The sequence below is a fragment of the Rhodopila globiformis genome (assembly GCF_002937115.1).
In the GTDB taxonomy this organism is placed as follows: Bacteria; Pseudomonadota; Alphaproteobacteria; order Acetobacterales; family Acetobacteraceae; genus Rhodopila; species Rhodopila globiformis.
This window is the reverse complement of record NZ_NHRY01000261.1, coordinates 1-22,951: the sequence shown is the minus strand read 5'-3', so window position 1 is coordinate 22,951 and position 22,951 is coordinate 1. Positions and strand designations below refer to the sequence as shown.

At 68.5% G+C, this 22,951-nt stretch carries 25 protein-coding genes; 18 read left to right on the top strand and 7 right to left on the bottom strand.

Translation table 11 applies throughout. The features are described 5' to 3' along the window. Positions 1-275: 275 nt before the first annotated feature. The 3 genes from CCS01_RS34025 to CCS01_RS28390 form a co-directional block, all read right to left on the bottom strand. Positions 276-1,136 (bottom strand): hypothetical protein, encoded by an 861-nt coding sequence (locus CCS01_RS34025; protein ID WP_104522138.1) that lies wholly within the window; start codon positions 1,134-1,136, stop codon positions 276-278. A gap of 174 nt (positions 1,137-1,310) precedes the next feature. Further along, positions 1,311-2,282, bottom strand: coding sequence for an Hsp33 family molecular chaperone HslO (gene hslO / locus CCS01_RS28395; protein WP_104522137.1), 972 nt, complete (start codon positions 2,280-2,282; stop codon positions 1,311-1,313). Between the two features lie 50 nt (positions 2,283-2,332). Next, positions 2,333-2,896: a Uma2 family endonuclease gene (locus tag CCS01_RS28390; protein WP_104522136.1), complete on the bottom strand. Its 564-nt coding sequence runs from the start codon at positions 2,894-2,896 to the stop codon at positions 2,333-2,335. Between the two features lie 127 nt (positions 2,897-3,023). Here CCS01_RS28390 and CCS01_RS28385 point away from each other — a divergent pair, with 127 nt between their 5' ends. Beyond that, complete coding sequence (locus CCS01_RS28385; RefSeq protein ID WP_104522135.1) at positions 3,024-4,193, top strand: MFS transporter; 1,170 nt, start codon at positions 3,024-3,026, stop codon at positions 4,191-4,193. A gap of 355 nt (positions 4,194-4,548) precedes the next feature. On the opposite strand, the gene CCS01_RS28380 is transcribed toward CCS01_RS28385, so the two are convergent. Next, positions 4,549-4,905: a hypothetical protein gene (locus CCS01_RS28380; protein ID WP_146102007.1), complete on the bottom strand. Its 357-nt coding sequence runs from the start codon at positions 4,903-4,905 to the stop codon at positions 4,549-4,551. Positions 4,906-4,990: 85 nt separating this feature from the next. Here CCS01_RS28380 and CCS01_RS35815 point away from each other — a divergent pair, with 85 nt between their 5' ends. Both CCS01_RS35815 and CCS01_RS33275 read left to right on the top strand, forming a co-directional pair. Then, positions 4,991-5,116 (top strand): hypothetical protein, encoded by a 126-nt coding sequence (locus CCS01_RS35815; RefSeq protein ID WP_275112980.1) that lies wholly within the window; start codon positions 4,991-4,993, stop codon positions 5,114-5,116. A 188-nt stretch (positions 5,117-5,304) separates the two neighbouring features. Next, complete coding sequence (locus CCS01_RS33275) at positions 5,305-5,649, top strand: hypothetical protein (protein ID WP_146102006.1); 345 nt, start codon at positions 5,305-5,307, stop codon at positions 5,647-5,649. Between the two features lie 298 nt (positions 5,650-5,947). Here the strand turns inward: CCS01_RS33275 and CCS01_RS35810 are convergent, their stop codons facing one another. Continuing rightward, positions 5,948-6,514: a regulatory protein RecX gene (locus tag CCS01_RS35810; protein WP_104522132.1), complete on the bottom strand. Its 567-nt coding sequence runs from the start codon at positions 6,512-6,514 to the stop codon at positions 5,948-5,950. Positions 6,515-6,716: 202 nt separating this feature from the next. Between CCS01_RS35810 and CCS01_RS28365 the strand changes: the two genes are divergently transcribed. The 6 genes from CCS01_RS28365 to CCS01_RS28335 all read left to right on the top strand — a co-directional run bounded on the left by CCS01_RS28365 (position 6,717) and on the right by CCS01_RS28335 (position 13,146). Then, positions 6,717-7,910 carry an aspartate aminotransferase family protein gene (locus CCS01_RS28365; protein ID WP_104522131.1) on the top strand — a complete coding sequence of 398 codons (1,194 nt, stop codon included), beginning with the start codon at positions 6,717-6,719 and terminating at the stop codon, positions 7,908-7,910. Further along, positions 7,907-8,875 carry an ornithine carbamoyltransferase gene (argF, locus tag CCS01_RS28360; protein ID WP_104522130.1) on the top strand — a complete coding sequence of 323 codons (969 nt, stop codon included), beginning with the start codon at positions 7,907-7,909 and terminating at the stop codon, positions 8,873-8,875. The genes CCS01_RS28365 and argF overlap by 4 nt, the downstream gene beginning before the upstream one ends. 240 nt (positions 8,876-9,115) lie before the next feature. Continuing rightward, positions 9,116-9,370 (top strand): hypothetical protein, encoded by a 255-nt coding sequence (locus tag CCS01_RS28355; protein WP_146102005.1) that lies wholly within the window; start codon positions 9,116-9,118, stop codon positions 9,368-9,370. 638 nt (positions 9,371-10,008) lie between these two features. Further along, entirely contained in the window at positions 10,009-10,374 is a 366-nt protein-coding gene (locus tag CCS01_RS28350; RefSeq protein WP_104522128.1) for a hypothetical protein, read from the top strand. 175 nt (positions 10,375-10,549) lie between these two features. Then, positions 10,550-11,653, top strand: coding sequence for an NAD(P)H-dependent flavin oxidoreductase (locus CCS01_RS28345; protein WP_104522127.1), 1,104 nt, complete (start codon positions 10,550-10,552; stop codon positions 11,651-11,653). 437 nt (positions 11,654-12,090) lie between these two features. Further along, positions 12,091-13,146, top strand: a complete 1,056-nt coding sequence (locus tag CCS01_RS28335; RefSeq protein ID WP_104522142.1) for a saccharopine dehydrogenase family protein — start codon at positions 12,091-12,093, stop codon at positions 13,144-13,146. Between the two features lie 27 nt (positions 13,147-13,173). Here the strand turns inward: CCS01_RS28335 and CCS01_RS28330 are convergent, their stop codons facing one another. After that, positions 13,174-14,910 carry a thiamine pyrophosphate-binding protein gene (locus tag CCS01_RS28330; protein ID WP_158258656.1) on the bottom strand — a complete coding sequence of 579 codons (1,737 nt, stop codon included), beginning with the start codon at positions 14,908-14,910 and terminating at the stop codon, positions 13,174-13,176. A 142-nt stretch (positions 14,911-15,052) separates the two neighbouring features. Between CCS01_RS28330 and CCS01_RS28325 the strand changes: the two genes are divergently transcribed. Then, complete coding sequence (locus tag CCS01_RS28325) at positions 15,053-16,126, top strand: LLM class flavin-dependent oxidoreductase (protein ID WP_158258655.1); 1,074 nt, start codon at positions 15,053-15,055, stop codon at positions 16,124-16,126. Positions 16,127-16,311: 185 nt separating this feature from the next. On the opposite strand, the gene CCS01_RS28320 is transcribed toward CCS01_RS28325, so the two are convergent. Then, a complete protein-coding gene (locus CCS01_RS28320; RefSeq protein ID WP_104522124.1) occupies positions 16,312-17,739 on the bottom strand; it encodes an MFS transporter in 1,428 nt (475 codons plus the stop codon). Positions 17,740-18,381: 642 nt separating this feature from the next. Here CCS01_RS28320 and CCS01_RS28315 point away from each other — a divergent pair. The 8 genes from CCS01_RS28315 to CCS01_RS28280 all read left to right on the top strand — a co-directional run bounded on the left by CCS01_RS28315 (position 18,382) and on the right by CCS01_RS28280 (position 22,870). Then, entirely contained in the window at positions 18,382-18,900 is a 519-nt protein-coding gene (locus tag CCS01_RS28315; RefSeq protein WP_104522123.1) for a YeeE/YedE thiosulfate transporter family protein, read from the top strand. Positions 18,901-18,916: 16 nt separating this feature from the next. Further along, complete coding sequence (locus tag CCS01_RS28310; protein WP_104522122.1) at positions 18,917-19,543, top strand: YeeE/YedE thiosulfate transporter family protein; 627 nt, start codon at positions 18,917-18,919, stop codon at positions 19,541-19,543. A 90-nt stretch (positions 19,544-19,633) separates the two neighbouring features. Beyond that, positions 19,634-19,954: an ArsR/SmtB family transcription factor gene (locus tag CCS01_RS28305; RefSeq protein ID WP_104522140.1), complete on the top strand. Its 321-nt coding sequence runs from the start codon at positions 19,634-19,636 to the stop codon at positions 19,952-19,954. 163 nt (positions 19,955-20,117) lie between these two features. Continuing rightward, the gene (locus CCS01_RS28300; protein ID WP_104522139.1) at positions 20,118-20,420 is read left to right on the top strand and encodes a hypothetical protein; all 303 of its coding nucleotides are present in this window, start codon (positions 20,118-20,120) and stop codon (positions 20,418-20,420) included. Between the two features lies 1 nt (position 20,421). Then, the gene (locus tag CCS01_RS28295; protein WP_104522121.1) at positions 20,422-21,687 is read left to right on the top strand and encodes a ferric reductase-like transmembrane domain-containing protein; all 1,266 of its coding nucleotides are present in this window, start codon (positions 20,422-20,424) and stop codon (positions 21,685-21,687) included. Next, positions 21,684-22,055 carry a cytochrome b5 domain-containing protein gene (locus CCS01_RS28290; RefSeq protein WP_104522120.1) on the top strand — a complete coding sequence of 124 codons (372 nt, stop codon included), beginning with the start codon at positions 21,684-21,686 and terminating at the stop codon, positions 22,053-22,055. The genes CCS01_RS28295 and CCS01_RS28290 overlap by 4 nt, the downstream gene beginning before the upstream one ends. A 150-nt stretch (positions 22,056-22,205) precedes the next feature. After that, positions 22,206-22,448, top strand: coding sequence for a type II toxin-antitoxin system Phd/YefM family antitoxin (locus tag CCS01_RS28285; RefSeq protein ID WP_104522119.1), 243 nt, complete (start codon positions 22,206-22,208; stop codon positions 22,446-22,448). Further along, a complete protein-coding gene (locus tag CCS01_RS28280; RefSeq protein ID WP_338050009.1) occupies positions 22,427-22,870 on the top strand; it encodes a type II toxin-antitoxin system VapC family toxin in 444 nt (147 codons plus the stop codon). The genes CCS01_RS28285 and CCS01_RS28280 overlap by 22 nt, the downstream gene beginning before the upstream one ends. Positions 22,871-22,951: the final 81 nt, after the last annotated feature.

Here is a 22,951-nt window from a genome sequence, read left to right as displayed (position 1 = left end):
GCTTGCCATTCCGTCATGGCCCGGCTTGTCCGGGCCACCTATTCCAGCACTGTGCCGCGACAGGTGGCCCGGACAAGCCGGGCCATGACGAGGAGGCAACAGCCAGCCCTATTTTAACGCCAATGGGGCGCAGGCCCGCCATCCACGCTTGGCGGTGTTGAGGCCGTGTAAAGGCGTGGATGGCGGCCCTGCGGCCGCCATGACGATGGCGCGGTCTACCGCGCCCGGCCATGACGATAGAGAGAAGGCCTTATCGCCATGCTCCGGGCAGGCGTCTACTCCGGTGGCGGCGCCTGTAGATAGGACGGCGGATACGCCGGCATCTGCGGCGGCGATGCCTGCGGGTACGCCGGTGGGTACGCCGGCGTCGCCGGTTGTGGCGGCGGCTGCAGATAGTTCGGCGGATAGGCCGGTGTGTAAGACGGCACCGGGGCGGGCGCCGGATTCGGAGCCGCCGCGGCTCCGGGCGCCGCGCCAAGGCCCGGCGTGGGTCCCGGCGCCGCGCCAGGACCGGGCGGCGCGGTGGCGGCACCCGGTGCGGCCGGCGCCGGCTGCGACCCGTCCAGCGGGGCCTGCTGTACCGGGGCCTCCGGCGCCGTGGCACTGGTCAGCCAGGCTTTCAGGCTGCGGTGGATCTGGTACTCGAACTCGACGTTCATGTCGTTCATCATGCTCTTCGTCATGCCGTAGAGCATGGACGGCAGATCGTCGACCGGGCCGGAATGACGGCCTTCGACCCGCGCCTCGGCATAGCCAAGCTGCGCGCCGTTGTCGCCGACGATCGTCAGCGACACCGCGAACGCCCCGCGGACCAGGTCGCCGGTCTGCGTCATCGACGCATCGAGGATCGCGAACACCGCCTGGTTCGCCGTGCCGAACGCCTGCAGCCGATCGGCGGCCATGGCGCGCAGCGCGGCGATGGGCGGGGCAGGGTCCTCGCCGCTGACGTCGGGCGGCACCCCGGCCGGCACGAAACGCTGCTCGATCACGATCTTCGCAACGTTCAACTGGATCGGCGGCAGGTAGTTGAAGCGCAACGGCTCATAGGTTGCCGCTTGCTCCCCGCCGCCCGCGCAGGCGGCGAGGGCGAGCGGCAGCAGCAGGGCGCAACGGCGACTCAGGTATCCGGCTGGCATGGACGCGCTTGATCCTTCGACAACGCGTGACCGGATGTGACGGAAGCCCCGCCGCGCGTCAACCTGGGCCGTAATGACCAGGGCCGCTTCCGCTGGCATCGGCCCGGGGAACCGGCTCCGGCGCCTCGGTGTCACGGGATCTTCATCCGTCCGTCCGCGCCAACGGCACCCGTGCTAGCGCCCTTCGGGTGGCGCCCCCGCCTGCCCGCGGACATCAGCGCGGGGGAAGCGGAAATCGTAGTTGCAGAACTCGCAGGTCATGACGATGTCGGCATCGACCGTCATGTGGTCCAGGTCGTCGGGCGGGAACCCCTCCAGGATGCTGGCCAGCCGCGCCCGCGAGCAGCGGCAGCCGAACGACAGCGCCCGGGCCCGGTCGGCCGCCACGCCCTCGGTGTGGAACAGCCGGTACAGCAGCGTCTCGCCCGGCAGCTCGTCGTCGAGCAGTTCCTGGTCGGTCAGCGTGCCGGCCAGCACCGTCGCGGTGTGCCAGCTTTCCGCCTGCGCGTCCTCGCTCATCGCCGGGTCGATGCCGCCAGCGCCGGCCACCTTCTCCAGGATCAGCGCACCCGCCCGCCAGCCCAGCGGCGTCTCGGCGCAGGCCAGCCGCACCTGGCAGCGGAGCTGCTCGGACGTGTCGAAATAGTGCAGCGCCATCTCGGCCAGGCTGCCGCCCTCGATCGAGACGATGCCCTGGTGGCGGTTCTGCTGCCCGCCCTGGTCGACGGTGAACGCCAGGTAGCCGCTGCCCAGCAGCGCCTCGGCCGAGGGCGCGGGATCGGCCGACAGCAGCGCCTCCAGCTTCTCGGGCGCGGGATGGGCGTAGCCGCGCAGCTCGCCGGCGTCGGTGCAATCGGCCAGCAGCATCGGCACCGGGCCGTCGCCCTTGGCCTGCAGGCTGAACGAGCCGCGGAACTTCAGCGCCGCGGACAGGCCGGCGGCCAGCGCCATCGCCTCGCCCACCAGGCGGGTGACGGCGGGGTGCTGGCGGTGCCGGGTCAGCAGCGCGTCGGCCAGCGGCCCGAGCCGCACCAGGCGCCCTCGCACCGGGCGGTTCGGCAGGAAGAACGGCAGCACGCCACGCGGCACAACGAGATCGGGCACCGGCGGGCGGCCGGTGTCGAGGAAGGCTGGGGTCTGGTTCATGCGTCAGCAGATAGTCGCGGCGTCCCCGGCTTGCAAACGCGCGCGGCGCCTTATGGCCCCGGCTCGCCGGGAAAGATGCCGTCGAGCCACAGCCCGGGCGGATCGAGCCGCAGCGCGCCGTCGCGGATGATGCGGGTGAGGATGGCGCAGGCTTCGTCGCGGGCATGGTGGATGACGGTGCGGGTCTCGGTGGCGACGATCAGGTAGTGCCGCAGGGACGCAATGCGGAAGTAGTCCGCGAGCTTCAGCCCGGCGTCGCGTGAGCGCGACGACGGCGACAGCACCTCGACGACGATCAGCGGATCAGTGATCCGCAGCGTCTCGCCGGGCAGGGGCGGCCCGCAGCGGACAAGCACATCGGGCTCATAGACTGTGGTGTCATCCACCTGCACCGCAACGCCGTCGATGACGACCTCGCACGGCAACGAGGCAGCGGCGATGGCATCCTGCAAACGCCGCGCGATGTGCAGTTTGGCGCGCGCATGGGCCAGACGTTCCGGTGCCATGACGACGATTTGTCCATTGACCAGTTCGTATCGCTCGCCTTCGGGCTGCGCGAGCGCCCAGGCGATGAACTCGTCGGCGGTCATGCGGGGCAGGGCGGAAGCGCTCATGGGCGAATTCTACCATATGTGACGGCGCCCGTCGCGCCCTTCGCGGGCGCCGCGGGGGTGGCCAGGCCGGGCAGCGCCGTTTACGCTGCCGGCGGGCCGGCCCGGACCGGCACGGCCGAGGAAACGTATGCAGCGACGCCCGTGGATCATTCTCGCCGCCCTGGCGCTTGGGCGCGTGGCCTTCGGCTACCAGTTCCAGACCGTTGCCAGCCTGGCGACCGACCTCATCGGCCGCTACGGCCTGACCTATGCCCAGATCGGCGACCTGATCGGCGTCTATAACGTCCTGGGCGTGTTCATCGCCCTGCCGCTCGGCCTGTTGGGGCGGCGGTTCGGCGACCGCCTGGTGATGGGCGGCGGGCTGCTGCTGATGACCGCCGGCGCCGGCCTGTCCGCCTGGGCCGCCGAGCCGTCGCTGATCGCCGCCGGGCGCGCCGCGGCGGGGGCCGGAGCCGTCGCGATGATCGTGCTGCAAGGCAAGATCATCGCCGACTGGTTCACCGGGCCGCGCTTCATGATCGCGATCAGCGTCTCGGCGTGTTCGTTCCCCATCGGCATGGGACTGGCCGGGCTGGTGCTGCCGCCGGTGCTGGCGCATCTGGGCCTGCGCGCGGCGCTGCTGACCGACACGGTCCCGGCCGGTCTGGCGCTGCTGCTGTTCCTGGCCAGCTTCCGGGAGCCAGCGCACGTCGCGCCGGTGCCGCGGCAGTTCTCGCTGCCCAGCCGGCCGGAGGTCGTGCTGCTGCTGGTCGCCGGGCTGGTCTGGATGGTCTACACCGCGGCCTATTCCGCGTTCCTGTCCTACCTGCCGGCCAGCCTGGCGGGCCGCGGCTACGGCGTGGCGGTGGTCGGCCTGGTGATGACCATCGCCACCTGGGGCAACGTGCCGGCGACCATGCTGGGCGGCAGCCTGACGGCGCGGTTCGGCGGGTTGCGGATTTTCCTGGTGGGCAGCCTGTCGCTGGCCATCGGCATGGCCGGCAGCGCCGTGTCCGGCTGGCCGGTGGCCTGGGCGCTGGTGCTGGGCGTGCTGGGTGCGGTCCAGCCCGGGGTCATCATGGCCATCGGCACGCTGTCGGCGCGGCCGGAGAACCGCACGGTGGGGATGGGATTGTTCTACGCGCTGTATTACCTGGGCGGCGCGGTGGCGCCGACGTTCTGCGGCATGGTGGCCGATCACGTGGGGCGGCCGGAGGGCGGGCTGCTGGCGGCGGCGGCGATCTCGCTGCTGGCGATTCCGCTCTACATGCTGCACCGGGCGCTGGCGTCGCATGCGACGATGCTGGTGCGGGCGTGATCGCGGGACGGTTGGCAATCGCCGATGGCCTGCTGGCGCTGAGGCCTGCCGGCTGCGCAATGGTTGTTGAGTTTGAGAAACCGACCAACTATATTTGGCTTACGTAAGAGGTTATCATGCCACTCAGGGGCAAGAAGACCGCCGCCGAGGTTGCTGTCCCGGGTGGCAAGGCAGGCGCGAGAGTCGCCACATTGGCGGGTTCAGTGCTGACAGGATCACCAGCCAGGCACCGCCGCGTGGCATCAGTGGAGACGATTGAAGCGCGCCTTGACCGCAAGGCCGCGGACGCCGACAGCCGGGAGGCCACCACCGAGAGCCTGGGGCAAATGAGCCGAGAGCAGCGGCACAAGCTGCTTTACGGTGATTGAAAGCGGGACATCCGGCGATCCGGCAACGACTGCGCCGGATCGAATGCAAGCCGAAGCCGGTCCACATCGTTTAATTCCAGGATTTTGCCGGGATCGGCAATAACCCGGCGCTCAGGGAGGACCTCGACGACATCATCGAGAGCATCGAGCGTGGCGACGGCGTTCCGGAGCGGTACTACCGGGCCGGCATCGACAACGATCGAGACGGTTTGCTGGCGGACAAAGGCATCATGCACTTGCATCTCGCTGGCAAGGACTCGGATGTCCTGGTGTTCCTGATCCAGTATGCCGATCGCGTCGTGTTGCTGGAGACCAACTCCTCGCGTCGTGTTGCTGGAGACCAACTCCCATGCTCACTTTCGCACGCAACCCGCGGGCAGGAATATCGTCGCTCTGACACAGGCGTGGTTCCACGATCTGGAACGGGAGATGATGGAGGCCGCCGCACGGGCCAAAGCCGCCGCGACCGATGCTGAGCGGAAGATAGCCGCGGAAATGCGTGACAAGCGGGCTGCGGCCATCGCGGCATTCAAAGCAAAGGCCGGGCTCAAGTAGTGGCCGTGGCTGCAGAGAGAAAACCGAGCCCTACAGGATGTCCATCAAGGGCATTCAAACCACTGCCATTTGCGCAGCGGTTGCAAGGTCCGCTGTATCCCTCTTGTTCCTGATTCGCCGACCGCGTGTGGGAGATGCCTTCAAGAGAGTGGCTTTATATCGAACGCTGCCAAACCGGATGTGCAAGCTTGCTCGTCGCGGATAAATTAGTGGTGCTCGAATCGAAAGGGCCGACAGTGAATCTACACTTTGAATGGCAAGCTCCAGTCACGCTTGCGCAAAACAAAAAGATCGTCGTCAAGATAGACGATCTTGACAACATTGAAGATGTACCGGGCGTATACTATTTTGCCCGAAACTTCGGGGAAAAGTCCGAACCGTTCTATATTGGGCAGACCCTGAATCTGCGGAGCCGAGTCAAGAGCCATCTCGAAACGCGGCGGATCGCAGATATCTTACGCGGAATGACACTCCCTGGTGCTCCGACAATCAATAATGGTGGACGCTCATTTCACTTTGCTTTTTTTCGTTAAAAAAAGGACAAAATACTAAGAAGGCCCTTAAAATTGCAGAAAAGTTTATGATTGAAGAGGCGGTGGCACTAAACATTCCCCTCCTAAATTCGAAATTGATCGTTATGAAGACGCATAGCCTAACATTTACCGGAGATGGCGTTGGCAAAGGCATCTTTTGCAGAAAGAATTCGATACTTCTTTAGTTTCAAATCGACTCGACATCAGGTCGGCGATGTACAGGGGGCAGTTATTCTTGACCCCATCGTATGCCAGTTGCTGCTGCGTGTTGCCGGTTAGCCGACCTCGACCTGATGGACTACCCCTGCCGGAACCGCCTTATCGCCTCCTCCGCCGCCTCCGGGTCGGTATCCAGCGCCCGCTCCGCCACCGCCATCGCGAACCCCGCCCGCGCCAGGATCCCCACCTCCCGCTGCCGATCGGCCTGATCCGACGTGCGGAAGGGGCCGATGCGGCGCTTGCGGGTCAGCACCAAGGCGGCGGCCAGTTCGGTGTCGGGGTCCTCGGGCAGCACCGTCTGCGCCAGCCCGGCCTCCACCCCCTTGGCCGCCAGTTGCGCGATCGCCGCCCGCCGCGACCGCCCGGCATGCACCAGGCTGCGCGCCCGGCTCTCGGCGAACGCCGTGTCGCTGAGCGCGCCCGCCGCCGACAGCCGCGCCACCACCGCCCGTGCCGCCTGCCGCGCCGCCGCCACCTGCTCGGCCACGTCCTCCCGCCCGGCCGCGCCGCGCGCCCAGCGGTCGATGCGGCGGTCCAGCACGCGGCGCAGCCCGGCCTCGGTCGCCGCGTAGCGGGACAGGTAGGTCAGCGCCGCCTGGTACAGGCTGCTATTGTCCGGGGGACTCGAGTCGGAAGCATCCACCATCCCGCCACGATGCCCAGACGACTCGGGAGAACGCAAGTGGTACGGCTGCCCCCCGCAACCGTGCCCTGCATGTTTTTCCCGGAACCCGGGTTTGACTCTCCCACGCCGCTTCGCAATGATCCGCGTTTCCTCTGGACCCGCCCCGAACGGTCGCGGGCGGGCGATCCATTGGAAAGGCCGAACAACCAAGGTTCTGACCCGGATGATTTCCGCGCTGCTGCCGAACTACGCACGTGCCGACCTCGCCTTCGAGCGGGGCGAGGGCGCCTGGCTGTGGACGGTGGATGGGCGACGATTCCTCGATTTCGGGTCGGGCATCGCCACCGCTTCCCTGGGACACGCGCACCCGCATTTGGTCAAGGCGATCGCCGAGCAGGCCGCCAAGGTGATGCACACCTCCAACCTCTACCGCATCCCGCAGGCCGAACGTCTGGCGCAGCGCTTGGTCGACGCCACCTTCGCCGACAGCGTGTTCTTCTGCAACTCGGGCGCCGAGGCGAACGAGGGCATGATCAAGATGATGCGCCGCGCCATGTCGGATGCCGGCAAGCCCGAGCGCTACCGCTTCATCTGCTTCGAGGGCGCGTTCCACGGCCGCACCCTGGCCACCCTCGCCGCCACCGGCAACGCCCATTACCTCGAAGGCTTCGGCCCGGTGGTGGACGGTTTCGACCACGTCCCGTTCAACAACATGAACGCCGTGCGCAGCGCCATCGGCGACGTCACCTGCGGCATCATCGTCGAGCCGATCCAGGGCGAGGGCGGCATCCGGCCGGCCGACATGCAGTTCCTGCGCGACCTGCGGGCGGTGTGCGACGAGTACGGCCTCATCCTCGGCATGGACGAGGTGCAGACCGGCATGGGCCGCACCGGCAAGCTGTATGCGCATGAATGGGCGGGCATCACGCCGGACGTCATGTCCTCGGCCAAGGGCATCGGCGGCGGCTTCCCGCTGGGCGCCGTGCTGGCGAAGGAGCAGTTCGCCAAGGCGCTGAAGCCCGGCACCCACGGCACCACCTACGGCGGCAACCCGCTGGCCTGCGCCGCCGGCAACGCCGTGTTGGACGTGATCCTGGAGCCCGGCTTCCTGGAAGGCGTCCAGCGCAAGGGCAACAAGCTGCGCGGCCACCTGGAGAAGATCGCCGCCGAATTCCCCGCCGTGTTCACCGAGGTGCGCGGCATGGGGCTGCTGCTGGGCATGAAATGCGTCCTCCCGCAGGGCCAGGTGCAGGCCGCCTGCATCGCCGAAGGGCTGCTGCCGATCACCGCCGGCGAGAACGTCCTGCGACTCGCGCCGCCGCTGGTGATCACCGACGCCGAAATCGAGGAGGCCGCCGGCATGCTGCGCCGTGCCGCGGCCAAGGTGGCGGACACCGCCAAGGTGCCGGCACAATGACCAGCGCCGCGCGCCGGATGGCGGATACGCCGGACCGCTCGGCCGGGCAGGGGGCCGGTCCGCGCCATTTCCTGGAGTTGCGGGATTTCGACACCGCGACCCTGCGGCAGATGCTGGACATCGCCGTGGGCTTCAAGCGCGCCGGCGGGGTCACGTCCCGCCCGCTCGCCGGCAAGACCCTGGCGCTGATTTTCGAAAAACCCTCCACCCGCACCCGCGTCTCCTTCGAGGTCGGCATGCGGCAACTGGGCGGCGAGGTGGTGGTGCTGGTGGGCAAGGAGATGCAGCTCGGCCGCGGCGAGACCATCGCCGACACCGCGAAGGTGCTGTCGCGCTATGTCGATGCGATCGTCCTGCGCACCGACCGGGCGTCGAAGCTGGAGGAACTGGCCGAGCACGCCACCGTGCCGGTGATCAACGGCCTGACCGAGGCGTCTCACCCGTGCCAGCTGATGGCCGACATCCTGACGTTCGAGGAGCATCGCGGCCCGATCGCCGGCCAGGTGGTGGCCTGGTGCGGCGACGGCAACAACGTCGCGCGCAGCTGGATCGAGGCAGCGGTGCGCTTCGACTTCACTCTGCGGCTGGCGACGCCGGAGGCTTTGCAGCCGCCGGCGGACCTGGTGGCCTGGGCGCGGGCGCAGGGCGGGCGGATCGAGCTGACCGATGATGCGCCGGCGGCGGTGGCCGGCGCCGGCTGCGTCGTGACCGACACCTGGGTGTCGATGTCGGACGATCCGGACGAAAGCCGGCACAACCTGCTGGCGCCGTACCGGGTGACCAGCCGCCTGATGGCGCAGGCCGCGCCGGACGCAATCTTCATGCACTGCCTGCCGGCGCATCGCGGCGAGGAGATGGACGCCGCCGTGATCGACGGCCCGCAGTCGGTGGTGTTCGACGAGGCCGAGAACCGCCTGCACGCGCAGAAGGGCATCCTGGCCTGGGCCATGGGCGCGGCGCGATAGGGTTGGCTGCGTCCACAGCCGCTCCCGCTGACGGAAGCGGCTGTGGCCTGCCGCCGGCCGGGCAGGGCGGCCACGGGATGCCTGCGGCCCGTTCGATCGATATCGGCCTGGCCGGGTCACGAAGCGATCCGGTCGGCACGGTGAAATTGTTCACGAAATTTTAGCGGGAGCGTTTCCAGCCAGGGCGGAGGCGCTCCCGCCGTGCACGCACTATTGACGAACCTTGGACAGGGCGGTTGGATGGCCCGCAACCAAGGAACCTGTTCAGGCAAGCTCGCGATGTCGTTCAGCAGAATGTTGGTCAGCGTTGCCGCGGCATCCGCGGCGCTGTGTTCACTCGCGGCCTGCAACATGGTGCCGCCGCCACGAAATGCTATGGAAATCGATGCCCAGTACGGCATCCCGGCCTTCAGCGTGCCGCCGCAGATGCTGCAGCCCAACGGGCTCATGACCAACGGTCTGCTGCCGGCGCAGCCTTACGATACCGGAAGCTGACAGAGGCGTCCCGGCCAGCTGCGCTTCGACGGCGGGGGATGGATGGCTGGGACACGCCCTACGGGATACACAGATTCCGGAAACGGTCCGCTGCAGCCTTGGCTCATACTGTCATCGCCGGTGCTGGTTTCACCGGTGCTGGTTTCACCGGCGGCAATCAAGCGAACACGGAGTTGCACGGAGGAAGTGGATATTGCGCGTCGCGCGAAGCGCCTGAAATCCTCGGACGCCGCCACAGGAGCGACCCTGTTGCGGGCGCCCCGGACGACTCCGTGAAACTCCGTTGGGATCGATTTGATCCGGGAGTACCCCGATGGCCACCGGGTACGCCTGAAGGCTGATGGCTCGATCGTGACAATTCCTTCGCGTGGATGCTGACGACCTCGACGGCCCGGTTTGCACGCTCATCGGCGGGCCTAACGGCTCGGGCAAATCTACAATCTACGACCGCCTCGACCCTCCGGGGCAATTCGTGAACGCGGATGTCATCGCACGAAGCATCAACCCCAACCACCCGGAGGCAGCCTCCATTTCCGCTGGTCGGCGGACCCTTGCTGAACTGGCGCGGGTAATCGCGGCCCTGGAGACTTTTGTCTACGAGACAACTCTTTCGAGCCACCAATCCATCGAACTGATGCGTGAAGGAGGCCGACTACGAGGTGGGTCGGGTCTTCGTGGCATTGAACAGCGCCGACCTGACAGTGGAACGAATTGCCGAGCGGGTAGCCCGCGGCGGGCACGATATCCCGGAGGATGTTGTCCGGCGCCGATATGAAAACGCCTTGCGACGTCTGCCTGAAGCTATTCGCCTCGCCGATAGCAGCATCATCTTCGACAACAGCACATCCTCCGGCCCCCAGTTGCTCGTGCAAATCCGGGCGGATACCATCGAGGTGAACTGCCTTGACGAAGCCGATGCTTTCCATTGCCGTCTGGCCGACGCAGTCGGAGATGCACTCTCCATGTCGATCGACGCCGTATTCAGGGCCGCAAAACGCGGCTGACGCAGTTCCGCGGGATGCCTTGCCTTCTGCCGGTATCGGCACCGCAAGGCGTGGATGGCGGCCCTTCGGCCGCCATGACGACGGGGCGGTGCGCCGCCTGCCATCGCCGAAAGCGATAGGCGCAATCTGAAAATTCCGCTTGTCACAGGACACCGCCGGGCGTCGAGTTCGCCGCATGTCCAATCCGCATCCCGCCCTCGTCCGCGTCCGGGCCTTCTGTGACCGCTTCGGCCTGCGCGCCCCGATCCTGCTCGCGCCCATGGCCGGCGTCTGCCCGCCGGCGCTGTCGATCGCCGTCGCCAATGCCGGCGGCCTCGGCGCCTGCGGCGCGCTGCCGATGCCGCCGGCCGCCATCGCCGCCTGGGCGCAGGAGGTGCGGGCCGGCACCAGTGGACCGTTCCAGATCAACCTGTGGATCCCCGACCCGCCGCCCGTTCGCGATCCGGACCGGGAAGCCGCCGTGCGCGCGTTCCTGGCGTCCTGGGGGCCGGACGTCGCCGTCACGGCCGGCGACGTCACCCCGCCGGATTTCGCCGCCCAGTGCGAGGCGCTGCTGGACGCGGCGCCGCCAATCGTCTCCTCGGTCATGGGCCTGTATCCGCCGGAATTCGTGCGCCGCCTGAAGCAGCGGGGGATTTCCTGGTGGGCCAACGTCTCCACCGTGGCCGAGGCGCGCGCGGCGGAGGCGGCCGGCGCCGACGTCGTCGTGGCGCAGGGCATGGAGGCTGGCGGCCACCGTGGCTGCTTCGACGCCGCCCGCGCCGAGGCGGCCATGGTCGGCCTGTTCGCCCTGGTGCCGGCGGTCGCGGACGCCGTGCGCGTGCCGGTGGTGGCGACCGGCGGCATCGCCGATCCCCGCGGCGTCGCCGCCGCGCTGTTGCTGGGCGCCAGCGCCGCGCAGATCGGCACCGGCTTCCTGCGCTGCCCGGAGACGAAGCTGCACCCCGCCTGGGCCGAGGCGCTGGCCCGCACGCTGCCCGAGGATACCCTGGTCACCCGCGCCTTCAGCGGCCGCGCCGGGCGCAGCATCGCCACCGCCTATGCCCGCGCCGCCACCGCCCCGGATGCGCCGGCGCCGGCGCCCTATCCGGTGCAGCGCGGCCTGGCCCAGCCAATGCGCGATGAAGCGGGCAAGGCCGGCGACGTGGACCGCATGCAAGCCTGGGCCGGGCAAAGCGCCGCCCTGGCGCCCGCGGTGCCGGCGGAGGCGATGGTGCGCGCGTTGTGGGAGGGCGCCCAGGCGTTGCTGGGCGGACAGGCAGCGTCCGCGACCGCATGACGCGGCCCGGGGCCGGCGCGCCGGCTCAACGGAAGGTGCCCTGCCGGCGCTTGCGCCGCGGGCGTGCGGATGCTCGAATCGAACATACGGTTCGCAGCATGAAAGGCCCTTTCGATGCAGGACGCCACGCCGGCATCCGACCAGGACGTGACGGATCGTCAAACGGCTGCCCCACATCCCGAGGAGATGAAAGGCACCGTTACGTTCAACCTCGGCAGGTTCGCCACGATGACGGCGACCGGGCGGGCAACCCCGGCCGGCCTGGTCTCCGCGGCCCTGTTGGCCGGCGTCATTCTGATCCCGCTTGCGTGGATGATACGGCGACGGCGGTAACGCAGGGTCCCTGCATCGCAGGAATGTGACGCTATCAACACGGCATGAGAGCGCCGGTCCGTGGTACGCATGTTGCGCGGCGTCCCGCGGCAAGGGGCATGATCATGACCGGCAACATCCTGATTTACGGGGCGAGCGGCTACACCGGCAAGCTCGTTGCGCAGACGGCGCACGAGCAGGGACTCCGGCCGATCCTGGCCGGCCGCAGCGCCGACAGGGTCAGGGCCGTGGCCGAGCCGCTGGGCCTTTCCTGGCGCGCCTTCGATCTGTTCGACACCACCCGGCTCGACGCCGGCCTGCAGGACATTGCCGTCGTGCTTTGCATCGCCGGCCCGTTTTCCGCCACGTCGCGTTCCATGGCGGATGCCTGCCTCCGCCGTCGTGTTCATTACCTGGACGTCACCGGTGAGATCGACGTGTTCGAGGCGCTGGCGGCACGCGATGCGGAAGCGAAACAGGCGGGCGTCATGCTGCTTCCCGGAGTCGGCTACGACGTGGTGCCAAGCGACTGCCTCGCCGTCCACCTGCATCGCCGGTTGCCGGACGCGACCCGCCTGACGCTGTATATGCAAGCCATCCCCGACATTTCGCGCGGCACGGCCAGGACCATGGTCCGGGAGATCGCGCTTGGCGTGCGGGTGCGACGCGGCGGCGATATCGTCAGGCTTGATCGGCCGGAGCGTGGGACCTGCGATTTCGGCCAGGGACCAAGGCCGACGGTGCAGATCCCATGGGGTGACGTCTCGACCGCGTTCCATTCCACCGGCATACCAGACATCGACGTCCAGGCCGAGGACGTGCTGCCGTTCAAGCTGGTTACGCGCCTGCCGGGCTTCGCCATATCCGCCATCGGGCTGCCGATCATCCAGAAATGGCTCGGATCGCTGATCGACCGTCTGCCCGAGGGGCCGAGCGAGGTGGCGCGAAAAGCCGGCCGCGGAACGCTCGTCGGCGAGGTCTGGGGCGCGAAAGGCGACATCGTCCGGTCCCGCCTGACGCTGCCGGAACCTTACGCGCTTACCGCCATGACCGCCTGCGATATCGCCCGGCGGGTGGCGTCCGGCGAATGCCAGCCGGGTTTCCAGACGCCGGGCCGTGTCTTCGGCCCCGACTACATCCTCGGTTTCGCAGGCGTAACGCGGGAAGACCTGAACGCGTAAGGCGGCCGCGCGCCGGCGACGTTCCCGTCAGCGCCGGCGCGGACTGGCCGCGGCGGCCAGCGGCGAGGTGATGTCGGCGAACGTCACCGCCATCGACGTCCGCACGTCGATCACCGTCGGCAGCCGCGCTTTCAATGCTGTCTCCAGTGCCGGGCGCAGGTCCGCGGGCTCGGTCACGCGCACGCCGTTGCAGCCCATCGCGCGGGCGATCGCGCCGTGGTCGAAATCCTTGAACCCGGCGGCGAACGGGCCGGAGCCGTGGTACACCCAGCCCAGCGCGTTGTTGTTGAACACCACGACGATGATCGGGATGTCGTGCTCGATCGCGGTCATCAGGCCGTTCATCGTCATGGCGAAGCCGCCGTCGCCGCAGACCGCGACGGCCGGGCGATCCGGATGCACCAGTTTCGCGCCCATCGCGGCGGGAATGGCGAAGCCCATCGGGCCGGAGCCCGCGGCCTGCAGGAACCCGCCGGCCTGTTTCGTCTGGTAGAAATGCGTCATCAGGATGCGGTTCTCGCCGGCATCGCAGGTCACGATCGCCTCGGGCGGCAGGGTGCGCATCAGCTCGCCGATGACACGTTGCGGCAGCAGCGGCGCGTCGTCGGCGGTGTAGGCGGGCGCGTCGAAATAGCCGTGCGCGCGGCGCAGTTCCGCGACATGGGCCTCGGCCGCGGCACGGCGTCCGGATGGCGTGCCCACGGCCTCGCGCAATTGCCGCAGCACGATGGCGGCGTCGCCGACCAGCACGTGCTCGGCGGGGAAATTCCACGACGCGTTCTTTGGTTCGATATCGATCTGGATAAACGTCTGCCGCGTCGGATCGAGCAGGTCGCGGTTCTCCCACGCCGTGTCCGACGGGCCGAGCTTGGTGCCGATGGCCAGGATCAGGTCCGCGCCGGAGACCGCCGCATTGGCTGCCGCGGTGCCGAAGGTGCCAAAAACGCCGAGCGCCAGCGTGTGGGTTTCCGGAAACACGCCCTTGCCGGCGGCGGTCGTCACCACGGGCGCCCCGACAGCCTCGGCCAGCGTGGCCAGCGCATCATAGGCCTGGGCGATGCGCACGCCGTTGCCGGCGATGATCACCGGCCTGGCCGCGTCCAGCAGAGCCTTGGCGGCGGCGGCGACGCGGGCGGCTTCGGCCGGGGGCGGCGAGGGCGGCAGGTAGTAACGCGTGTGATACAGGCCCGGCTGGCTGTCCGGCTCGACCGCGCCGGTCAGGCTGTCCATCGAAAACAGCACCGTTACCGGTCCCGGCTGCCCGGCGGTGGCGTGCTTGATGGCAAGCTGCGTCGCCTGCACCGCGGCGACCGGCGTGTGCGCCTGCATCACCTGCTTGGTCACCCCGCCGAACGCTCGCCGCGCGTCCCAACTGCCGTAGTCGCCGGTCGCCTGCTGGTACGGCGCGTGCAGATGGAACGGTGTCGCATCGGAAAAATCCGTCAGCAGCAGCATCGGCGAGGACGACAGGTACGCCTCCATCGTGCCGATCAGGCCGTTGCCGAGGACCCAGGGGCCTTGGCCGATGAGCACGCCGGGGCGGCGGGTCAGGCGGCCATAGACCTCGGCCATGACGCCGGCGAGCGATTCCTCGCGCACCGTGACCATGCGGACGGAATTCTGGTACTTGCTGAGGCCGGTGATGATCCGGCCGGTGTGCCCGCCGGAGATGCCGAACACGTATTCGATGCCGGCTTCATGCAGCACGCGCCCGATCAGATCGGCGACGGGTTCGGCCTCGGTCAGCATGGGTTCGATGGTCATGGCGTTGTCCTCCGTTGGCTTTGGCCGCAGGGTGAAATCCGCGCCTGGCAGCGTCAAGCGGCGCGGTGTGGCTGGCCGGGGCGATTTGAACCGGCCGGGGCGGCGCGATAGGCTTCGGCAAAACCACAGGGAGGGCACGGCCATGGAATTCGGCATCGGGATTCCGACATCCGGCGACAGCTGGAAACTGGCGCAGCGGGCGGAGGAACTTGGTTTCACCCATGCCTGGTTCTACGACACGCAGATGCTGGTGGGCGATCCGTTCGTGGCCATGGGGGCGGCGGCGCTGAAGACCTCGCGCATCCGCCTGGGCACCGGCGTGCTGGTGCCGAGCAACCGGATTCCGGCGGTCACCGCCTCGGCCTTTGCGACGCTGAACGCCATGGCGCCGGGACGGATCGATTTCGGCGTTGGAACGGGGTTCTCGGCGCGCCGCGCCATGGGGCTGGGCGCGATGAAGCTGGCCGACATGGAAGAGTATATCCGCGTCGTCTATGCGCTGCTGCACGGCGAGACGACCGAGGCGGAGGTCGAGCCGGGGACGCGCAAGAAGATCAGGTTCCTCAATCCGGAACTGGGCCTGATCAACATCAACGACCCGGTCCGGCTGCATGTTTCCGCCCTGGGCCCGAAGGGGCGGCAGTTGACGGCGCGTCACGGCGCGGCGTGGAAGACCGTGATGTCGGGCGTTGAGGACGGCCTGGCCGCGCTGAACGCGATGCAGAAGACCTGGACGGAAAGCGGTCGGGCGGCCGGCGACCTGTATTCCTCCGCCTGGGTCTGGGGCTGCGTGCTGCGCGACGGCGAAACGCTCGACAGTCCGCGCGTGCGCGCCGAAACCGGTCCGCGCGCCGCCGTACTGCTGCATCGGGCCGCGGACCTGGACATGGAAGGCTGGATCAACACCTCGCCGGTGCCGGACAGCGTCAGGGACGTGCTGCAGGGCTATGTCGAGGCGGCGCGCCGGTTCGAGCCCGCCGATGCGCGCTACCTGCTGAACCACACCGGCCACTGCGTCGCGGTGAAGCCGGAGGAGGAACGGTTCATCACCGCCGAACTGATCCGGCGGACGACGTTTGCGGGCACGGAACAGGATATCCGGCAGCGCATCGCGGCAATGCGCGACGGCGGTCTGTCGCAACTGGTCATCCCGATGGTCCCCGGGCATGAGGCGGCGATCGAGGACTGGGCGCGGATCGTGAAGGCGTTTCGTTGAGGATACGAGGTCGTCTCACTCTATCGTCATGGCCGGGCGTGTCCCGGCCATCCACCCCCAACCGTCGAAGCGCAGATGGCCGGGACACGCCCGGCCATGACGGAGAGGCAAGGGACACGCCCGGCCACGAAGATGGGACGACGGGGCCGCCGCGCCAGCCGGGGCGGGGACCGGGGCCCTTGTGCCTAACCGGAAATCTGCTCCAGGATCGCGCGCCGCTGGTTGATGCCTCGCCAGCCGATCAGCGCCGCCGGGAGCAAAGCGCCTGGAATTGTTACGTACAAGTACCATCCTGCATGACCGGGCAGGGCCGCGGTCGCGAACAGCGCGCCGGCGACCAGCGGACCGAACACCGAACCGAGGTGCCCAAGCCCGTCGGTCAGGCCGACCCCGGTGGCGCGCAGACGGGTCGGGTAGGCCGAGGCGGTGTAGTTGTACATGTTGAACAGCCAGGCCGTCATCGTCCCCCAGGCAACCGCCGACAGGACATAGGTGGCGACGATGCCATGTTCGAAGTACAGCACATACATTGCGCCACAGAACAGGCAGGCCGACACGACGATCGAGGTCCGCCGCTCCACCGCCTCGCCAATCAGCGCGCAGATCGCAAGGGCGGTGCAGCCGCCGGCGACGCTGGCGACCAGCAGCGCGCCGAACGTATGGCCCGCGGAGAAGCCGAAGCTGCGCAGCAGCACCGGCAGGTACCCGGTGAAGCCATATACCAGGCCGGCATAGCCGATGATCCAGGCGACCAGCAGAAGGACGGTGCGCTCGCCATACTCGCCGCGGAACAGTTCACGCACCGGCACATGCTCGCTGACCGGCACGGCGTAGCTGGCGTAGTCGGGTTCCGGCAGGCTGGCGAGGCCGCTGCGGCGCAGGCACTCTGCCTCCAGCACCGTCATGATATGCTCGGCCTCCTCGTGGCGGCCGTGCGCTTCCAGCCAGCGTGGCGATTCCGGCAGCGCCCACAGCGCCAGCGGCACCAGCAGCACGACCGGAACGATGGTGAAAAGATAGATGAACCAGTCATAGTGCGCCGGAACCCACAGGATTCCCGGCACGTTGCCCAGCAGCCCGAACACCAGCACCGCCACGATCTGCGACGCCAGCATCACCCGCCCGCGCTCGCGTGGCGGAACGATCTCGCCCATGTAGACGACGTTGGTGGCCAGCACGCCGCCCATGCCAATGGACGACAGGCCGAAGAACAGCAGCAGCAGCCAGTAGTTGTCGGTCAGCGCCGTGGGCCACAGCGGCAGCGCAACGGCGAATGAAGACAGCAGCAGCGCGGTCCGCCGTCCCCAGCGATCCGCGACGATGCCGATCAGATACTCGCCGACGAGAATCCCCACGCCGAACTGCACCGCGAGCATGACGGAAAAAGCCGCTTCGCCGAAGCTGTGCCGCGGCCCCCAGATGAACGGATACAGCTTGGCGGGAATGCCGTCGGCCGCGATGATGACGCCCCAGAACACCTGCGTGATCAATGCCAGCCGCCACTGCATCCACGTCAGCGGCAGGCGGTCGAGCCTCGCCGCGGCGCGACCGGCCAGGGCCGTCGCGGTTTCTCCGGGCTGGATGCTGCCTGCTTCGAATTGCGACGTTTCCAAAATCAATCACCTCATCCATTGCTGATTGCCAAATGCCGGCTTTGCCGCCGGTCTTCGTCGGTTGCTATACGATTGAACGCTAAGCGGCGTTTGTGGGGCAGGATACATTATTTTTTTGTAATATGTCCTGGAGCCGCGCCCGCGGGCGGGGCACGGCGTCGCCGCCGTTTTGTATGTCACGAAAACAGACAGGCCAGGCCGTCGGCTGCGTCCGATCCTCCCATAGTCGTTTCTTTCAAATCCGCCACGAGAAAGTAACGGTTCCAGCTGGTGCCGTAGGCGTGAACGCCGGTCGCCAGGCCATAGGCGCTAACTTTGCGGGCTGGGGCGCGCGGCCGTTGCCTCATCGTCATGCCGGGCGCAGGCCCCATAAGCGCTAACTTAGGCGGCCGGTGGCACGGCCGTTGCCACCACGTCATGGTGGGCGAAGGCCGCCATGACGATGGGGCATCCCGTCCCAACCGACCTGCGGTCTGCTGTAGCTTATCGCCCGTGCCACACCAGCCAGGCGTTGTTTGCGTCCTGGACCAGTTGCTGTTCCCGTCCACACGCCGGCAATCTGTATTTCATATTGACCTCAATTAACAAATATGGCGTCATTACGCCCCGACACCGGTGCGCCCGGTGCGGAGGAAGACGCCCATGCCCAGTCTCAAGGATCCCACCTGGTCGCCCTATTTCGCGGGCGTGCTGATCGGCCTGTTGCAAATCCCGGCGTTCCTGCTGCTGAACACGGCGCTGGGAACGTCATCGTCCTATGTCACCGTCGGCGCCAGCCTGGCGGACCTCGCCGATCCGGCGGTGCGCACTATTCCGTATGCGGCGAAGCATCTCGATGGAGCCACGAACTGGTGGCAGGTGGCGCTGGTGGGCGGCATCGCCCTGGGCGCGCTGGCCTCGTCCCTCCGTTCCGGCATGCGGCGGCGTGGCGTCTCGCCGGTGTGGGCGCGCGCGCTCGGCACCAACAGCCGGCTGGCCCGGTTCGCGCTGGCTTTCGCCGCCGGCTTCGTGATGCTGCTCGGTGCCCGCATCGCCGACGGCTGCACCAGCGGGCATGGCCTCAGCGGCATTGCCCAGCTTGCCGTCGCCTCCTTCATCGCCGTCCCCGCCATGTTCGCCGGCGGCATTGCCACCGCGCTGCTGCTCCTGCGGTGCGTCTAGCGACCCGGAGGAACCCATGTCCGTCTTCCTCGCCATCCTCCTCGGCCTGGCCATGGGCGCCGTGTTCGGCGTTGCCCTGGAAAAGTCCCGCGTGTTCGAGCCCGGCGTCATCGTCGGCCAGATGCAGTTGCGCAACTTCCTGATGCTGAAGATGTTCCTGACCGCGGTCGCCACCAGTCTCGTGGCGGTCGCGGCGCTGCATGGCTTCGGGCTGGTGGCGCTGCATCCGAAACCCACGATGTACCTGGCCGATGTGTCGGGCGGCGGGCTGCTCGGCGTGGGCGTCACCCTGGCCGGCGCCTGTCCCGGCACGGTCGCGGCGCAGATCGGCGCCGGCTACCGCGACGCGTGGTTCACCCTGCTCGGCGGCCTGGCCGGCGCCGTGGCCTTCACCTATGCCGAGCCGGTGCTGCGGCCGGTGCTGCTGACCGGCCCGGGCGCGATGACGCTGGACCTGCTGGTCGGCATCCCGTTCTGGCAGCTCGCGCTTGGGTTGGCCGCGCTGCTGGCCGTCGTGCTGATGATCCTGGAATACCGGCGCCCCTGGCGCGGGGAAGCCGGTGCCGCGGCGGATGGGCTGCTGCCGGAACCACTGCCGCGTCCCGTGCCGGCCGGCGGCCTGGCGGCGCGGCGGACAGTCTGACCGCGGCCCTCCCTGCGGCAACCTGCCATGGCGCGGGCCGCGCACCCGGCGCACAGTGGTCGCCGGCAGCCGGGCAGGGAGGTGTGGCGGATGGCGCAGCAGGATCGGCTCGAGGCCATGGCGCTGGAGGCCCATGCCGAGGCGGCGGAATCCTTCCTGCGCTCCATCGCCAACCGCTACCGGCTGATGGCGCTGTGCCTGCTGGTCGAGGGCGAGATCCCGGCCGGCGAACTCAGCCGCCGGCTTGGCATCAGCCAGTCCAACCTGTCGCGCCGTCTCGGCATGCTGCGCGACGAAGGACTGGTGGCGACCCGGCGGGAGGCAACGACGATCTACGACGCCATCGCATCCGAGCGTGTCCGCACCATCCTGCAAACCCTGCATGGCATGTTCTGCACCAACGCCGGCTGATCGGCGCAGCGGCGCTTGATCTATCGCAAGCCGACGGGCGTCAGTCATGCTAGACGCTGGTCTGGCACGTGGCGGAGCGATGGCATCGTCGACGATTCACCGGCCGTTCGTCTCCGTCGCCCATCGCAACCGGATGTCAGAGGTCCAGGGCAGTGAGATCGTCATGCAAACCGGTTGCATCCGCCTGCTGGTGATTGCGCTCCTGGCCGGCAGTGCCGTTCCCGCCTGGGCACGCGGGCCGTGGCGGGCCAGTGGTGCGAACACAAGCGGCTGGGCGTTGATGACCCCGGAGGAGCGCATCGCGCACCAGGCCCGGGTGCGCAGCTTCACCGACTATGACGCCTGCGAGGCCTATCGCTCCCAGCACCACGCGCTGATGGCCGAGCGCGCCCAGCAGCAGGGCGTCTCGCTGAACCACGGCGCGCGGGACTTCTGTGCCCACCTCAGGCCAACCGGCAAGGATTAGCATGGCGTCCGTGATGTCCGCGCTGCGCCCGCTTGCCATTCCGCTGCTCGCGCTTGCCGTGCCACTGGGCTTCGCCGTCTGGGCGTTCCCCGAGGGGCTGTCCGGCATCCGCACCGCCGCCATCGTCGCCGGCTGGCTGGGCTGCGGCCTGCTGCTCGTCAGCCTGCTGCTGATGCTGCGCGAACCCCGGCTGGCCGCCTGGCTGGGCGGGCTGGAGCGGATGTACCTGTGGCATCACCGCACCGGCGTCGTTGCCTACATGCTGCTGCTGGCGCATCCGCTGCTGCTGGCGGCCAACGCCTTTGCCGACTCGCCGGCACGGGCCTGGGAGACGCTGGCGCCGGCGGCGGAAAGCTGGCCGGTGTGGTCGGGCTGGCTGGCGCTGGTGCTGCTGATGCTCGGCCTGGCCCTGACCTTCATGCGGCGCCTGCCTTACCGCGCCTGGCGTTGGCTGCATGCTGCCCTGGGCGCGGCGGTGCTGATCGGCCTGTACCACCTGATCCTGCTCGGCATCGACGAGCCGGTGGCGCCGATCCTGACCGTGGCAGCGCTGATTCTGGGCTGGCGCGCGGTGCGCGGGGACTGGGGGCTGGCGGCCCGGCCGTATGTCGTCGCCTCGGCCCACCGCGTCGCCGAGGGCGTTGTCGAGATCGCGCTGCGTCCGCTGGGCGACCCGCTGGTGGTCGCGCCGGGACAGTTCATCCTGACGGCGTTCTTCAAAGGGCCGGACTTCCGCGGCTGCGGCGAGTTCCATCCGTTCACCGTCAGCGCCGTCGAGCCGGACGACGTGCTGCGCATCGGGGTCAAGGCGCTGGGCGACTGCACCCGGCGGATCCAGTCGATCGGGCCGGGCGTGGCCGCACGGGTGCTGGGCGGGTTCGGCAGCTTCCTGGCCGAGCCGCACGCGACGCGGCAGTTCTGGTTCGCCGGCGGCATCGGCGTGACGCCGTTCCTGGGCCTGCTGCGCAACGGCGGCCTTATTGCGCCGACGACGCTGCTGTACCTCTACCACACCGAGGACGACGCCGCCTTCCTGCCGGAACTGCGCGCCATCGCCGCGGCCACGCCGCTGCTGACGCTGCAGGCGGTGGCAACCGCCCGGGGCCGGCCCGACCTGGACCGCCTGCTGCCCGACGCCCCGCACCTGATTGGTTGCGAATGCTACCTGTGCGGTCCGCCTTCCCTGGTCGCCAGGCTGAAGCGCATCCTGCGCCAGCGCGGCGTCACGCCACGCCATATCCACTTTGAGAACTTTGACCTGAGATGATGCGCACACTCTATGTCGCCTCCACCACCGCGTTCTGGGCCCTGGTGATCGCCTTCTGGGCCGCCGGCACCTGGGCGCCGCACGCCGAACAGCCGCCCGCCGCTCCGGCGGATCGGGCGATCACAGCCGCCGAACTGGCGCGGCACGCCCGGCCGGAGGACTGCTGGATGGCCATCCGGGGCAGCGTCTATGACCTGACGCCCTATCTGCCCGACCACCCGAGCCGGCCACAGGTGATCGAGCCGTGGTGCGGCAAGGAGGCGACCGACGCCTACAACACCAAGACCAAGGGTCGCCCGCACTCCAAGGAGGCCGACTCGCTGCTGCCTCAGTACCGCATCGGCCGGTTCGTGCCGGACGCGAAGTAGGGCGTGGGCGATTAACCATTCCTTCATCAATGTCGGTCAACATCGCCGCATCGATCAGAAGAAGGTGTGGCAATGGGCGGATTGCTCCATATGCTTGACGAACGGCCTGTCCCACCGCATATCTTGACCAACGTTGGTCAAGGAGCGGCCATGGACACCGTCAACCTCTACGAAGCCAAGACCAATCTGTCGCATCTGGTCGAACGCGCCGCCGCCGGTGAGGAAATCGTCATCGCCAAAGCCGGGCGTCCACTGGCGCGGCTGGTCGCCCTGTCCCAGCGCACCGCCGAACGCCCGCTGGGCCTGTTCGCCGGCGAGGTCGCGATCGGCCCCGATTTCGACGCGCCGCTGCCCGAGGACATGCGCCTGGCATTCGCCGGAGGCGCATCCTGAGGCTGCTGCTGGACACCCACGTCCTGATCTGGGCCATCGGCGAGCCATCCCGGCTGGGCGAGCGCACCCGGGCCGCCGTTGCCTCGCCGGCCAACCAGGTCCTGGTCAGCGCCGCCACGGCCTGGGAGATCGCCATCAAGCACGCGCTCGGCCGGCTGACCTTCCCGGTGGACCGTTTCGAGGAAGTCCTCCAGCGCATGGGCTTCGACCCGCTGCCGGTACAATTGCCCCACGCCATCGCCGCCGGCCGGCTGCCTCGCCACCACGACGACCCGTTCGACCGGATGCTGATCGCCCAGGCGCTGACCGATGGCCTGACGCTGGCGACGATCGACGGTGCCATGGCGCGGTATGACGTGCCGGTGCTGGCGGACTGCAGGGCAATCGCACTTCAGAATAGTGCCAGGAGGCGAGCGAGATAGGCGTTGTCCCAGGCGGCCTTCTGGAACTTGCCGCGCAAGGCGTCCTTGTCGCCGTTCGTCTGCATGACATTGATGGCCATG

What these genes read in the sequence shown, in the direction of transcription:
- CCS01_RS28390 (WP_104522136.1), bottom strand. Translation starts at nt 2,896, where the DNA reads ATGAGCGCTTCCGCCCTGCCCCGCATGACCGCCGACGAGTTCATCGCC.
- CCS01_RS28285 (WP_104522119.1), top strand. Translation starts at nt 22,206, where the DNA reads ATGGACACCGTCAACCTCTACGAAGCCAAGACCAATCTGTCGCATCTG.
- argF (WP_104522130.1), top strand. Translation starts at nt 7,907, where the DNA reads ATGACCAGCGCCGCGCGCCGGATGGCGGATACGCCGGACCGCTCGGCC.
- CCS01_RS35810 (WP_104522132.1), bottom strand. Translation starts at nt 6,514, where the DNA reads ATGGTGGATGCTTCCGACTCGAGTCCCCCGGACAATAGCAGCCTGTAC.
- CCS01_RS28345 (WP_104522127.1), top strand. Translation starts at nt 10,550, where the DNA reads ATGTCCAATCCGCATCCCGCCCTCGTCCGCGTCCGGGCCTTCTGTGAC.
- CCS01_RS28330 (WP_158258656.1), bottom strand. Translation starts at nt 14,910, where the DNA reads ATGACCATCGAACCCATGCTGACCGAGGCCGAACCCGTCGCCGATCTG.
- CCS01_RS28335 (WP_104522142.1), top strand. Translation starts at nt 12,091, where the DNA reads ATGACCGGCAACATCCTGATTTACGGGGCGAGCGGCTACACCGGCAAG.
- CCS01_RS28365 (WP_104522131.1), top strand. Translation starts at nt 6,717, where the DNA reads ATGATTTCCGCGCTGCTGCCGAACTACGCACGTGCCGACCTCGCCTTC.
- CCS01_RS28295 (WP_104522121.1), top strand. Translation starts at nt 20,422, where the DNA reads ATGGCGTCCGTGATGTCCGCGCTGCGCCCGCTTGCCATTCCGCTGCTC.
- CCS01_RS28305 (WP_104522140.1), top strand. Translation starts at nt 19,634, where the DNA reads ATGGCGCAGCAGGATCGGCTCGAGGCCATGGCGCTGGAGGCCCATGCC.
- hslO (WP_104522137.1), bottom strand. Translation starts at nt 2,282, where the DNA reads ATGAACCAGACCCCAGCCTTCCTCGACACCGGCCGCCCGCCGGTGCCC.
- CCS01_RS34025 (WP_104522138.1), bottom strand. Translation starts at nt 1,136, where the DNA reads ATGCCAGCCGGATACCTGAGTCGCCGTTGCGCCCTGCTGCTGCCGCTC.
- CCS01_RS28385 (WP_104522135.1), top strand. Translation starts at nt 3,024, where the DNA reads ATGCAGCGACGCCCGTGGATCATTCTCGCCGCCCTGGCGCTTGGGCGC.
- CCS01_RS28355 (WP_146102005.1), top strand. Translation starts at nt 9,116, where the DNA reads ATGGCCCGCAACCAAGGAACCTGTTCAGGCAAGCTCGCGATGTCGTTC.
- CCS01_RS35815 (WP_275112980.1), top strand. Translation starts at nt 4,991, where the DNA reads ATGATGGAGGCCGCCGCACGGGCCAAAGCCGCCGCGACCGATGCTGAG.
- CCS01_RS28325 (WP_158258655.1), top strand. Translation starts at nt 15,053, where the DNA reads ATGGAATTCGGCATCGGGATTCCGACATCCGGCGACAGCTGGAAACTG.
- CCS01_RS28310 (WP_104522122.1), top strand. Translation starts at nt 18,917, where the DNA reads ATGTCCGTCTTCCTCGCCATCCTCCTCGGCCTGGCCATGGGCGCCGTG.
- CCS01_RS28315 (WP_104522123.1), top strand. Translation starts at nt 18,382, where the DNA reads ATGCCCAGTCTCAAGGATCCCACCTGGTCGCCCTATTTCGCGGGCGTG.
- CCS01_RS28300 (WP_104522139.1), top strand. Translation starts at nt 20,118, where the DNA reads ATGCAAACCGGTTGCATCCGCCTGCTGGTGATTGCGCTCCTGGCCGGC.
- CCS01_RS28290 (WP_104522120.1), top strand. Translation starts at nt 21,684, where the DNA reads ATGATGCGCACACTCTATGTCGCCTCCACCACCGCGTTCTGGGCCCTG.